At 70.7% G+C, this 12,913-nt stretch carries 12 protein-coding genes; 8 read left to right on the top strand and 4 right to left on the bottom strand.

Translation table 11 applies throughout. The features are described from left to right. Positions 1–234: 234 nt before the first annotated feature. The 3 genes from AOK11_RS13795 to AOK11_RS13810 all read right to left on the bottom strand — a co-directional run bounded on the left by AOK11_RS13795 (position 235) and on the right by AOK11_RS13810 (position 3,554). Positions 235–1,869, bottom strand: coding sequence for a PucR family transcriptional regulator (locus AOK11_RS13795; protein ID WP_055593995.1), 1,635 nt, complete (start codon positions 1,867–1,869; stop codon positions 235–237). 272 nt (positions 1,870–2,141) lie between these two features. Then, positions 2,142–2,912 carry a hypothetical protein gene (locus AOK11_RS13805; protein WP_240497333.1) on the bottom strand — a complete coding sequence of 257 codons (771 nt, stop codon included), beginning with the start codon at positions 2,910–2,912 and terminating at the stop codon, positions 2,142–2,144. 414 nt (positions 2,913–3,326) lie between these two features. Continuing rightward, positions 3,327–3,554: a hypothetical protein gene (locus AOK11_RS13810; RefSeq protein WP_240497334.1), complete on the bottom strand. Its 228-nt coding sequence runs from the start codon at positions 3,552–3,554 to the stop codon at positions 3,327–3,329. Positions 3,555–3,828: 274 nt separating this feature from the next. Between AOK11_RS13810 and AOK11_RS13815 the strand changes: the two genes are divergently transcribed. The 8 genes from AOK11_RS13815 to AOK11_RS13850 all read left to right on the top strand — a co-directional run bounded on the left by AOK11_RS13815 (position 3,829) and on the right by AOK11_RS13850 (position 11,510). Next, positions 3,829–5,457: an MFS transporter gene (locus AOK11_RS13815; RefSeq protein ID WP_055594028.1), complete on the top strand. Its 1,629-nt coding sequence runs from the start codon at positions 3,829–3,831 to the stop codon at positions 5,455–5,457. 17 nt (positions 5,458–5,474) lie between these two features. Further along, positions 5,475–6,008: a hypothetical protein gene (locus tag AOK11_RS13820; protein WP_055593998.1), complete on the top strand. Its 534-nt coding sequence runs from the start codon at positions 5,475–5,477 to the stop codon at positions 6,006–6,008. 134 nt (positions 6,009–6,142) lie between these two features. Further along, complete coding sequence (locus tag AOK11_RS13825) at positions 6,143–6,340, top strand: hypothetical protein (RefSeq protein WP_055593999.1); 198 nt, start codon at positions 6,143–6,145, stop codon at positions 6,338–6,340. Between the two features lie 583 nt (positions 6,341–6,923). Then, the gene (locus AOK11_RS13830; protein ID WP_055594000.1) at positions 6,924–7,583 is read left to right on the top strand and encodes an HdeD family acid-resistance protein; all 660 of its coding nucleotides are present in this window, start codon (positions 6,924–6,926) and stop codon (positions 7,581–7,583) included. A gap of 27 nt (positions 7,584–7,610) precedes the next feature. Continuing rightward, positions 7,611–8,948: a hypothetical protein gene (locus tag AOK11_RS13835; protein ID WP_055594001.1), complete on the top strand. Its 1,338-nt coding sequence runs from the start codon at positions 7,611–7,613 to the stop codon at positions 8,946–8,948. Positions 8,949–9,095: 147 nt separating this feature from the next. Then, complete coding sequence (locus AOK11_RS13840; RefSeq protein ID WP_055594002.1) at positions 9,096–9,560, top strand: SHOCT domain-containing protein; 465 nt, start codon at positions 9,096–9,098, stop codon at positions 9,558–9,560. 30 nt (positions 9,561–9,590) lie between these two features. Continuing rightward, complete coding sequence (locus tag AOK11_RS13845) at positions 9,591–10,040, top strand: DUF7144 family membrane protein (RefSeq protein ID WP_055594003.1); 450 nt, start codon at positions 9,591–9,593, stop codon at positions 10,038–10,040. Positions 10,041–10,121: 81 nt separating this feature from the next. Beyond that, positions 10,122–11,510 carry a diacylglycerol/lipid kinase family protein gene (locus AOK11_RS13850; RefSeq protein ID WP_055594004.1) on the top strand — a complete coding sequence of 463 codons (1,389 nt, stop codon included), beginning with the start codon at positions 10,122–10,124 and terminating at the stop codon, positions 11,508–11,510. Between the two features lie 363 nt (positions 11,511–11,873). Here the strand turns inward: AOK11_RS13850 and AOK11_RS13855 are convergent, their stop codons facing one another. Then, on the bottom strand, positions 11,874–12,170 hold the full coding sequence (locus AOK11_RS13855; protein ID WP_055594005.1) for a GYD domain-containing protein: 297 nt from the start codon (positions 12,168–12,170) through the stop codon (positions 11,874–11,876). Between the last annotated feature and the right edge of the window lie 743 nt (positions 12,171–12,913).

Genomic DNA, 12,913 nt, shown 5'->3' on the forward strand with positions numbered 1-12,913 from the left:
CCTGAGGGTTCTCGAAAGCGTTCACGATGCGGGGCGCGGTATGCGGATGCTGTGCAGGTGGTGGGGTCACCGCACGTCGGTGCTGCGCTCCGTCTCCTCGTGAGAGGCGGTCCGCATCACTTGCGGAGATGGATTTGCGCAAGCGTATGGGGGGTCATGAGGCGATGTGTTTGTGCAGCACGACAAATCCGCCTCCGATGGCTGTACGACCGGCCGATGCGGAAGGAAGCGGGATCAGGTGGTGGACGGCGGCAACCGCAGCTGGAGCATGGCAAGCAGACGCTGATCGGGACGACTCATTTCGAGACCGGTCAGCTCCTCGGCCCGGCGAATGCGATAGCGCAGCGTGTTGGGGTGCACGTACAGCTGGGCGGCGGCGGCCCGTACGTCACCGAAGGAGTTCAGGTAGGTCAGGAGGGTCTCCACCAGGCGACTCTGGTGCCGGCTGTCGTGCGCGACGAGGGCGGTCAGCCGTGGATCCCGTATCTCGGGACGGTCGGAAAGCAGCGTCAGCACTTCACTGACCAGTACTTCCGCCTGGATGTCCGGCAGCGCGGCGACCGCGGTGGGTACATCGGCCCTCAGCATGGCGTCGAGGATGCGGTCGGCCTCCCGGCGCGACTCCGGGGCGTCCCCGAGGCCGGACACCACGCACCCGACCGAGCCACGCAGTGGCAGGCCCAGGTGGCGGCGCGCGGCTTCGGTGATCTCCTGGCCCCAGCCGCGCAGCGTGTCTATGTCGATGCTGCGCGGCAACTGGGGCAGGAGCACGTAGATGCGGGGATCGACCTGCGTGACCAGTGCGCTGCGATGCCGGGCGGCTATGTGCACGGAGACCAGGTTGGTGACTTCGGCATGGGTCAGCTCCGGTGCGGCGACGACATCCGCGGTTCCGTACGAGAAGCCCAGGACAGCGGCCGGACGGGTCGCGTCGAATCCCAGGTGGGTGGCCAGCGGCTGCGGCCCGGTGTTCCCCTCCAGAAGTCCGGCCAGCAGGGTCCGGGTGAACGTCAGTCCCTCCGAGAGCTCCCGGCGACGGCGCACCAGGTGGAGCGCGGCGACCCGGGCGGCTCCCAGCAGTGCCTGGTCCGAGCGTTCGGACAGCGGAGTCGAGCCCTCCTGCACCCAGATGGTCCCCAGTTGCCGGTCCCCGGACCGGATGGCCACCGCGAGCCGGCGGCGGATCCCCAGCTCGGGATGACTGTCGATGCTGATCACCTCGTCGCTGGAGTGCAGGTGCTGGAACACCCCCCACTCGCGTAGCTTCGCCAGATACGCCTCCGGTCCCTGCCAGCCGAGGATGGAGCGCCGCCGCAGGTCGTCGATCTCGTCGGAGTCGGTGGAGCGGGAGTACGCCAGTACCCGGTTGGCGGCGTCCTCGATGCTGACGGTGCCGCCGGTGAGGATGGCGGTGGTCTGGGCGAGCGAGAACAGGTCGCCCTCCGCGGCCCCTTCGCCCGGGCGGCCCGGCAGCGCGTCGTCGAGGGCGGCGCGGGCCAGCGCGTTCACCCGTTCCCAGCGCGCTTCGCTGCGCAACGAGAGCAGGGCGACCCCGGCCTCGGCGGCAATCTCACTGAGGCCCGCAGCCTGGCCGGGACCATCCAGTTTGACCACGACGCCGGCGGCTCCGTGCCGCCCGGCGGCCCGTAGTGCGGGATAAGCGGCTCGGCCACGGGCACCGATGACGAGAACCAGCTCGCCCGGCTGAGTGGTCGACGGGTCCTCGGGATCGAGCAGGGCAACGCCGCGGATCTCGACGTCCAATCCGGCGGGAGCGGCCTGCACCTCCACCAGCGAATCACCGAGTGCCATCAGCAACTCGCGCAGGCTGACGCCCGCTGTGAGCGGAGATGTCTCGGCCGAATCCATGATCGTCGCCTCTGCTGGGAGCCATGCCGAGCCGTGATGTTATCTGTCCGGCAACGGGGACCGCACCGGGTCATTCGTGGACCGCCGCGCGTGCGACGGCACGATGCCTTTCGAGGTGGAGTATGAACACGGGGGACGGCGCGCGGCCGTATCCGCGGCGAGGTCGTCCTCCGCGTTCTTTGTCGACGAGTACCGCGCCGGGGCGGCGGGGATCGAGTGCGCGATCAGGCGGGTGGACCGGAAGTTCCCGGCGCAGGCGTTCCGGTGAGCCGTTACGCTCCGCTTTCGGCGCTGCGGCTCGGGCGGGGACGCATCAGCCCCGCCGCGCACACCACCACGGGTACGGCGACGGCGGGCACGGTCCACCACGGGATGCCGATCCACACCGCCGGCAGGCCCACCCCGAAACAGACCGCGATGGTGGTGAGGAGCAGCCGCTTGCCGTACGGATTCCAGGTGTAGGGCTCGTAGTCACGGGGCCTGACCAGACGCACCGCACCGAACACGAGTGCTTGAGCCGCGACGAGCCCGGCGAGCACGCCGACGGCGGCGTTCATCTGGAGTTCGTCGCGGGGCGCCTCCGAGGTGTTCTGCCGTACACCGTCCTTGCTGAGCACCACGATGTCGCGGCGCCAGGCGGTGGCCGTGACCTGGTCGCCGGACTCGAGCCGCTCCAGGAGCGGCCCGGGGTCGCCGAAGGACACGGTTCCCCGCCAGGAGTCCTGGTCCGTCAGGGTCGCCATGTAGGAGGATCCCTTCTCGGCGGGCTTGTTCACCGTCTCCTCCACGGTGAGGTGCCAGGTGCTCAGGCAGTCCGTCCGCGCCTGCTCCCTCGCACGGGAGGAGCACGGCTCGGCCGCGCGGTAGTCCCGGTAGCGGTCGCTGTCGGAGGGCAGCCACCAGCTGAACACCACGTAGCAGGCTGCCGCCGGGATCAGGGACAGCACGATCAGCAGCACACCCGTGAACCGCGTCCGGCCCGGCGACCGCCGGCCGGCACGGCCCTCGCTCGGCGGCCTGCCCGCGCCGGACGTCGTAGCCATCACTCGTGGTGTCATCGCCTGCCTCCTCCGCCCCAGCCTTCATCAGCCGGAAGCGGGAACACCACGAGGTCGGACGGCAGTCTGGGAGGGGCAGTGGCTTCCGTATCCCAGCAAGCGCAGCCGTGATGGGGCCGTCGAAGGGTGGGATCGGATCGCGGGATCCGATCCGGAGATGTCGTGGTGGGCGCGCCCTCACCAGGTTCCCTGCCCAGAGCTGAGCAGGGGAGATCCAGCCGACCGCCGACAGCCGTCGTCCTTTCCCCGTCCGATCTGCGAAAGGTCGACGAAAGGGTCGGATCACGAGGTCGTACGACCCTTGTCCCGAGGCCGGCCGTCGGAAAGTCCGGCACCTTGCGAGGCCATGCGGGATTCGGGAAGTCACCGGCGTCCGACGTCGCTCACCAACCGGTGGTGTCAGGCGCGTTCCGCCTCGGTCGTCTCCTCGGTCGTCTCCTCGGCGGCCGTGGCCCGGGTGCGACGACGGCCCAGCAAGGCGCTTCCCGCGATCACCAGGCCGATGGCGGCGACCCTGGCGGCCTGGTGGTAGCCGGCCGCCAACTCCTCCGGGGTGCCGGGCAGCCGGAAGAAGAACCACGCTGCCGCGAGACCGCCGGTGGCGATCAGTGCGCCCGCCACCGTCACGAATTCGCCGTCCTCGGCGTGCCCGGCCGGCCGGTCGCCGACCCTCCGTCGCGGACGCTGACGATCGCCTTGCGCTACCACCGGCAGGGGCCCTGATGATCAAGATCGGATACCACCGGGCACGGCCCTTCCCCCGTGGCGGGTGAGGCACGGGGCGCGCGCCTCGGGTGCGATGGACAAAGCGGTGGGCGCCGGCTGCTGCCCGGCCTGCCCCACCGGCGTACAGGCGTACCGGCGTACCGGCGTACCGGGCCGACTCAGCGAGGTGGACAGCGTGAAGCACTGGCGGGCTCTGATCGTTCTCGGTACGGCCCAGTTCCTGATGGTCCTGGACACCTCCGTCATGAACGTGTCCATCAGCCGGCTGGTCGAGGACTTCGACACGGAGGTCACCGCCATCCAGGCCGTCATCACGTTGTACGCACTGGTCATGGCGGCGTTCATGATCATCGGTGGGAGGCTCGGGGACATCTTCGGGCGTCGCCGCATGTTCCTTCTGGGGCTGGTCGTCTACGGCGTGGGGTCGGCCCTGACCGCTGTGGCCCCCACGCTGGGGGTCCTCACGCTGGGCTGGTCCGTCATCGAGGGACTCGGAGCCGCGATGGTGCTGCCGGCCATGGCCGCCCTCGTCGCGGAGTCGTACCGCGGGCGGGACCGGGCCGTCGCCTACGCGGTCATCGGCGGGCTCGCCGGCGCCGGGATCGCGGTCGGCCCGTTGCTGGGCGGCTGGGTGACGACGTATCTCACCTGGAGGCTGGTCTTCGCCGGCGAGGTCGTGGTCGTCGTGGCCGTCCTGCTGTGCCGCCGGGTGATCGCGACGCCCGTCCGGACCGGCCCGCCTCCCCGGCTGGACGGCGTCGGTGCCGTGCTCTCGGCGGCCGGACTGGGGCTGGGCGTGCTCGGCGTGCTGCAGAGCAGCACGTGGGGATGGGTGCAGCCCCGGAACCCTCCCTTCACCGTGTTCGGCTTCGCCCCGACGCTGTTCGTCGTCGGCGCCGGGGTGGCCGTCCTGGCCGTCTTCCGGTCCTGGGAGCGGCGGCGCGACAGCCGAGGCGCCGACCCTCTCGTGCACCTGTCCCTGCTGGGCAGGCCCGTGCTGCGGTCCGGCCTGCTGACACTGCTGAGCCAGAACCTCATCCTCCTGGGGCTGTTCTTCACCATCCCGCTGTACTTGCAGGTGGTGCAGGGGTTCGATGCCTTCCAGACGGGGCTGCGCCTGCTCCCGGTGTCCGTCACCATGCTCGTGACTTCCCTGTCCGCGTCCCCACTGGGACGGGTGTGGGGGCCGCGCCGGGTGGTCCGGCTGGCCCTGATCATCCTGGCGGCGGCCATCGTGTGGCTGCTGGCCACCATCGACCCGGTCATCGACGACGCGCAGTTCGCCGGAGCCATGGCCCTGCTGGGCGTGGGCGTCGGCCTGCTCGCCTCGCAACTGGGCAACGTCATCCAGTCCGGCGTCGGCGAGGAAGAACGCAGCGAGGCCGGAGGGCTCCAGTTCACGGCACAGAACCTGGGCTCGGCGCTGGGCACCGCGCTCATCGGGTCGATCCTCATCGGCGCGCTGGCCCACGCCTTCACCACACAGGTGGCGGACGACCCGCGGCTGTCCGAAGAAGCCCGCACGCAGGTCGGTGTCTCCCTCGAAGCCGGGGTCACCTTCGTCTCCACCGAGCAGGTGCGCTCGGCGGCCGGGCGTGCCGGGTTGCCGCCGTCCGAGGTGGACGCCGTCGCGGACTCCTACGCCTCCGCGCAGTTGGCCGGCCTGAAGGCGGCGATCCTGGCCACCGGCGGCATCGCTCTCGCCAGTTTGCTGGTCACACCGCACCTGCCGACCGCCCGGGACAGCCGTCCGCGGCAGCCGAACGCCGGTGACCCGGCCGAAGTGACCGGTCCAACGCGTTGAGACCAAGGGAGTCAGGCGTGTCCAGAACCAGAACCAGGGCCGGCCCGGCCACGGACCGGCGGGCGCGCCGTGCCGAGCGCCGGGTCCACGCGGATTACACGGGCGGCGTCTACGGATCCATGCTCGCGGCCTCCGTGGTGCTCGGCGCCGGTTCGCTGGGCTCGTTCCCCCGCACCGAGCTGGTGCTGCTGCTGTTGCTCACCGGCGTGGTGTTCTGGATCGCGCACGTACACGCCCAGTTGTTCGGGGCGCGGCTGGCGCAGCGGACTCTGGACCGCCGGGTGGTGCTGCACGTGTGCCGTGAGGAGTGGCCCATCGTCAAGGCCGCTCTCCCGCCGGCCGCCGCGGTGGCCTTCAGCCCGCTCCTGGGCCTGGACGTGCGGGGCGCCCTCTGGCTGGCCCTCGCCGTCGCCGTGGCCGAGCAGGTGGGCTGGTCCGTGGCCGCGGCGCACCGTAACGGTGCTTCCCGGCGGCTGATGGCCGCCACCGCGTCGGTCAATCTGCTGCTCGGCCTGCTGATCATCTCCTTCAAGATCATTCTGAAGCATTGAGAACGCGGGGCCCGGTGTCCGCAGCCGGGTGAAGGGTCACCTGTATCGGGTGATGCCCGGAGGGAGCAGGGAGTGGAGGATCAAGAGGAAGGGCGCCGTTCGCCCGTCACCGGCAGTCCGTGGGAGGACAGCCCGTGCGCTGTGAGATCCGAGTCGAGGGACATCTGTCGGAAACGCTGGCCGAAGCCTTCCCGGAGCTGGGCCGGGCGGTGATGTCCGGTCAGACCGTCCTGTTCGGCCCGGTCATGGACGAGGCGCACCTGTACGGGCTGCTGGCGCGCTGCCAGTCACTGGGACTGCGCGTCGTGGAGATGCGACAGCTTCCGGAGTGACGGGACCGGGCGATGCGCGGGGCCGGACGGCCGGATCCCCCCGCGTGGCGACCGGGCGGGAGCCTCGGTGCCGTTCCGCCCTGATCCTGCCTGATCCGCCCTGATTCTGCCTGATCCGGCCGGAGCTGCAGGTGGCTCCCAGCGCCTCGAAGTCCCGCTCGTTCTGGTCGGCGCAGGACCGGGCGATCTCCGCGAGCACGCGGTCGAAGCGGTCGCTGTCGCCCAGGTGGGCCACGAGGGGAGTGGATCGCCCGAGCGAACGTGGGCCCCTGCCAGGGACGGCCCGGACGGGGTTCGCTCCGCGCGGGCTGTGCCCGGGGCTCATCTCGTGCCTCTTCGTTCCGTCCAGCCGGCGGGCCGGATGGGTCGGACGGGTCGGACGGACCGGACGAGCCGGCGAGCCCGGCGCCCGGGGACTCCCGCCTCGCGGCCACGCCGGCGTCGAGGGACCACCCGTGGTGGGTGATCCCGGCACCCGGTGACAGACGTGACCCTGGATCGGTCAGGTCCTCGCGCACCGCCGGACGTGCACCGCCCCGTCGGCGCATCCGGAAGCGACCGACCGATCATGCGAGGAGGAGTCATGGCCATGTCGCGTGGTCCGGCATCGCGTACCGGGCCGGAACACCAGTCCGGCGGAGCGGCCCTCGATCCGATGGGCGATCCCGCACGCGCACTCGCGCGGCTCGGCCGTTCATGGACCTGGCTCCTGGGCTCGGCCGTCGTGACGCTGGTGCCCGGCGTCCTGGTTCTGGTCTGGCCGGAGGCGACCCTGCACGCCCTGGCGGTCCTCATCGGCCTGTACCTGCTGGTGACCGGGGCGTTCCGGTTCGTGGCCGTCTTCGCGCGGGAGGGGCACGAGCGGCTCCCGGGGCTGCTCCTGGCCGTGCTGTACGTCCTGGCCGGGGTGTTGTGCCTGCGGAACCCGCTGCAGACGATCGCCGCGCTCTCTCTGATCGTCGGGGTGGTCTGGCTCGTCTCCGGCGTCCTCACCCTCTACACGGCCCTCGCTGCCCAGGACCTGCCGCACCGTGGCGTCGTCCTGGGCATGGCCGTACTCGCCATCGTCGCGGGGATCGTGGTCCTCGCCCTGCCTGCCGAATCGGCCCGCGCCCTGACCCGGTTGCTCGGCCTGTGGCTCGTCCTGCTCGGCCTGGCCGAGGTGGTGGTCGCCTTCGCGTGGCGGGCCGCGCTCCGAAGGACGCACCCCACGGGGCCGCACATGCCCGCCCCGACGGCCTGACACCGCGACCGCCGCGGAGGAGCACCCATGAACCCGGCCACGGCCCCGGGCCCGCCGGACTCCGACGGAGCCGCGGACCCGGAGCGCGCCTTCACCGCCGACGAACGAGCGGAGTACGAGCGGCTGCGCCGTCACGCGGCGGTGCGACACCGGCGGGTACGCCTGGCGGGCTCCTCGGTCCTCCTGCTGCTGACCTTGCTGCTCGCTCCCCTGGCCGTCGTCGCGGCCTGGGTCCAGGACACGGTCTCCGACACCGACAGGTACGTGGAGACGGTCGCGCCCCTGGCGTCCGACCCGGCCGTGCAGGAGGCCGTGATCAACCGGCTCACGGACCGCGTGGTGGAGAACGCGGACGTCGCGGCGGTGACGGACTCGCTCGCCGAGGCCCTCCAGGAATCCGGAGCACCACCGCGCGTCGTGGAGGGGGCCGAGTCCCTCGAGGTCCCGCTGCGCAACGCGGTCAGGACCACCGTGGAGCGCACTGTCAGCCGCGTGATCACCAGCGATGCCTTCCAGCAGGTGTGGGAGGGCGCCAACCGGCGGTCGCACGCCGCGGTGGTGGCCATGCTCACCGGTGCCGGCACGGCTGCCGTGCGCACCGAGGGCGACACCGTTCGGCTGGACGTGGGAGAGGTCGTCGACCAGGTGCGGGAGCGGCTCGTCGACGCGGGCTTCGACAAGGCGGCCGCCATCCCGGACACCGACCGGACGATCACGCTGTTCCAGACCGAGGAACTGGGCAAGGCGCAGGACACGATGCTGCTGCTGGACGTCCTCGGCATGTGGCTGCCCGTCCTGACCGTCGTACTCGCCGCGCTCGCCGTGTGGACCGCCCCGGCACACCGCGTGATGCTGATGATCACCGGGGCGGGTGTCGGCGTGATGACGGCGGTGCTGCTCGTCGCGCTGGCCGTGGTCCGACGGGTCTACCTGGACTCGGTTCCGCCCGCGACGCTGCCGCCCGACGCGGCGGCGGCGATCTACGACACGTTCGTCCGCTTCCTGCGTGACAGCACGCGCACCCTGCTGGTCGTCTCGGTGATCACTGCACTGGTGGCTTACCTGTACGGTCCCGGACGCCCTGCCCGCGCCGTCCGCACGACGGCGCGACGGGGCATGACGGCCGCCGGCCGGGCGCTGCGCCGCGCCGGAGTGCGCACCGGGTCCACCGGGCACTGGCTGGCGGAGCATCAGGCGTGGACCACCGGCGGCGTCTTCGCGGCCGGGGTGCTGGCGCTGGTGCTCTGGAACCACCCCACGGTCGGAGCGGTGGTGCTCGTGATCGGCGTCGTCCTGGCCGTCCTGGTGGGCCTGGCGATCCTCGCGGCCGCCGCACCCCGTGGCCACGAGGAGTCCGGCCCCTGATCCGAGGGCAGGAACCCGTCCGCCGATGGCGCCTCACTCAGTGCGCACACTCACCCGCGTCGGGTGAGGCCGCCCGGTGCTTGCCGTGGGCACGCTGAAGACGGCACGCAACCGCTGCCGGGCGAGCGCCCGGGACGGAGGACGGACATGAGCTCACCGACCTACCTGGCGTACGACTACCCGCTGCTGAGCACCTTCTGGACCATGCTCTGGTTCTTTCTGTGGATCATGTGGTTCGTCCTGCTCTTCCGGATCATCACCGACATCTTCCGCGACGACCGGCTGAGTGGCTGGGCGAAGGCGGGCTGGCTGGTGTTCTGCATCGTCCTGCCCTTCCTGGGCGTGTTCGTCTACGTGATCGCCCGCGGCAGGAACATGGGCCGCCGAGAGGTCTCCCAGGCACGCGCACAGCAGGAGGAGTTCAACGCCTACATCAGGCAGACCGCGGCCGGCGGCCGGCCCAGCAGCATCGACGAGCTCGCCAGGCTGTCCGAGATCCACGACCAAGGCGCCCTCACGGACGAGGAGTTCCGCAGGGCGAAGGAACTGGTCCTGACCGGCCACGGCCCGGCGGAACACCCGGACTCCACCTCCCGCGCCCCCGGCCGCTGAGCACCCGCACACCACGGAACGAGGCGCAGGATGACCGCGACACACACCCGTCCGGCACACACGGCGAGGCAGGAATGGGCAAACAGCCTGACCGTCTTCGCGGCCGTGATGCTCTTCCTCGTCGGCCTGCTCGACATCCTCCGGGGCATCATGGCCATCGCCGAGGACGACATCTTCGTCACGACACCCCACTACGTGTTCGAGTTCGACCTGACCAGCTGGGGCTGGATCCATCTCGTCCTGGGCGCGATCGCCGTGATCGTCAGCATCGGGCTGCTCCGGACCGCGCCGTGGGCGCGCGTCACCGGCGTGGCCATCGCCGGACTCGTCATCATCGCCAACTTCCTCTCCATGCCGTACTACCCGTTGTGGTCGGTCGTGATGATCACCATCTCGGGCTTCATCATCTGGGCCTTGTGCGTGGTCCCGCGCGGCAACCTCTTCGACCTGTCCGGGGAGCCCACACCGCGCGACGTGTGAAGCGGCCCCGGCACGGCGCGGACGGCGTGAGAGAGGGCGAGGCCGGCGCGTGCCCGGGAGCGCGAGGAGAAAGGCCGACAGGTGGGACGACATGGAGGCAGCCCGAGGGGATCGGGTGAGGCAGGGGCCGCGACCGTACGCGAGGGCGGTGCCGGACCGGCCCGCCTCGCCCTGCTCGCCCTCCTCGGAAGCATCCTGGTGCCGCTCGTCGTCGCCGGGCTGCGGAGCGTGCTGTGGGTGCTGGTCGGCATCGCGGGGCTCGCGCTCGCCGCCGTCGGCGTGTGGTGGGTCCTGGCACACACAGGTGTGCTCCGTGTCCTCGGGGGAGTCCTGTCGGTGGCCGCGCCGGTCACCGTGCTCGCCCTGTACGCCGCGTTCGGCCTGCTGGGACCGGCCCTGTTGTCCCTGGTCCTGTGGGCGCTGGCCGTCACGGCGGCACGTACGGCCCTGGCACCCGGTCGCACCGCCTCCGAACAGGCTGTCGTCACGGCACCCCGCGCCCCCTGGATCCTCATGAATCCACGCTCCGGCGGCGGCAAGGTGGGCCGTTTCCGGCTGGCGGAGAAGGCGCGGGCGGCGGGCTGCCGGGTGGTCCTGCTCGACGCGGGCCAGGATGTCACCGAGCTGGCCCGGCAGGCCGTCGCCGAGGGAGCCGACCTGCTGGCGGTGGCGGGAGGCGACGGCACCCAGGCACTGGTGGCCGAGGTCGCGGCGCGCCACGACCTGCCGTTCGTGGTGATCCCCGCGGGCACCCGCAACCACTTCGCCCTCGATCTCGGCCTCGACCGCGACGATCCGGCTGCGGCCCTGCAAGCCCTGAGCGACGGCGTCGAACTCCGCATCGACCTCGGGTACGCCGCGGACCGGGTCTTCGTCAACAACGCTTCGTTCGGAACGTACGCGTCCGTCGTCACCGACCCCGCGTACCGGGATGCCAAGACGCGCACAACCCTGCGCACCCTCCCCGGCCTCCTCACCGGCGAGGACGCGCTCAGCCTGCGGACACGGGCCGGCCGAACGCACATCGACGGGCTCCAGGCACTGCTCATCAGCAACAACCCCTACGGACGTGCCGTCGACGCGGCCCGTCCGGGGCGCAGGGAGCGGCTGGACTCGGGGCTCCTCGGCCTGGTGTGCGTGCGGGTCGGCAACACCGCTGAGGCAGCGCGCATCGTGCGCGGTCCACGCTCCGGGGGGCTCATCCGGCTGAACGCCGAAGAAGTCGTCGTCGAAGCCGGCGGGGACACCCTCCCGGTCGGCATCGACGGAGAACACGTCGTCCTGCCGTCACCCGTCGTGTGCCGCAGCGCGCCCGGTGCACTCCGGGTCCGCGTGCCACGCCGCCGCCCTCACACGCTGCGAGGCAGCGGAGCGGCGGCCGACTGGCCGCGCGTGGCACGGTTGGCGCTGGGTCGTCTGCTACCGAGCCGGGAGCAGGACGTCGCGGCGGTCCGAGAACCACCACCGTGATGACCTACTCGGGCGTCTCGCGGTTTCCGCGTGCGAGATCCCTTCGTCGCGGCTGAGCAGCCACTCCGTGCGAACGCACCCGATGAGTTCGCGACGGCAGCGCCACCGCCGGGAAGCGTCGGCTTCGACCCGGCGGAACGGATTCAGCACACATGAGGCCGGGAAACCCCGTGAACATACGAGAACCACCGAAGCGTGTTTTCTCAGGCCAGACGCACTCAAGGCAGCGTTTACCCAGTTCAGGACCTTGACCCGGGAAACTCCTCAAGCGGGTGTCGCAGGTTCGAATCCTGCCGAGGGCACCAGAAAAGGCCCCGGACCCATCAAGGTCCGGGGCCTTTTGGAATCAAGGCCGACATGCCCTCAGCCAGCGGTCTTGGCGATGATGCGATCCATCTCCTCTCGCTCAAAGGCCCGCAGGGTCGTCGTACGGACGTTGCCCACTCCGCCGAGCTGCAGGAGCACCGCGGTGGCGGTTTCGTCGTCGGGTGCCTCGACAACGGCCACGAGGTCGTACGAACCGACGGTCCAGTAGAGGTTCAGGACCTTCGTCTTGAGCTTCTGCGCCGCTGCGGCGAAGGCCTCGGCACGCTTTGCGGTGTCCTTGTAGTTTCGGACGCCTTGATCGGTCCAGTTCAGCAACGTGACATACGTCGGCATAGCCCTTCACCTTCATGAGGGAACACATCGCGAGGCCAATCCTGGGCATCGCGGCCGAAACGCGCACAAGGTGTGCGCCCGAATGAGCAACAGCAACCGATCACCTGCGGCTGATCGCAGTGGCTGGAACCGGCGAAATCGCACTTTTCATGGCACGCGCCACCCTCTGTCGGGGCCACCCTCACCCAGCGTGAACAGGCCCTGGCGACACCCACCCCAGCGCCCTCACCAGCCGCAAACAACCTCGCCCATACCCGTCAAGTCACCCAAGGTGTACAGCAGAGAAGCGCAGGTCACCGGCAAGGCATCCCAGCCTCTCCCCCACAGCGGGTGTCGCAGGTTCGAATCCTGTCGGGGGCACAGACTGTGCAGCAGGCAAGAGGGGTTGAGGGGCCTCCCGTTTTCGAACAGGAGGCTCCTTTTCGCGATTCAGAGTCCCCTTGGGGTCCACGTCCCCAGGCCACCTGTTCACCGCTTATCGCTCACCCGACAGAGGGACCGGACTGCCTGCACACCATGTGCAGCGCTCCCTGCGAGAAGGGCAAGCGGGACTCCCGCACACGCCCGAGGCACGCCTCTCGCCACCTCACGGCACCCTTGGCGAGCGGACCCGTACACCCAGAGCCATTCCCCACCACGCCCGGTCTTGCTGCCAGGTGGCCTTCATGTCATGGACGCGACGAATCCGCTCACCGGCCGAGTCGCCGGGCCAGGGAGCACTCCGCACCCCCTGCGCGTTCGCC

It is taken from the genome of Streptomyces hirsutus (assembly GCF_001418415.1).
Classification (GTDB): domain Bacteria; phylum Actinomycetota; class Actinomycetes; order Streptomycetales; family Streptomycetaceae; genus Streptomyces; species Streptomyces hirsutus.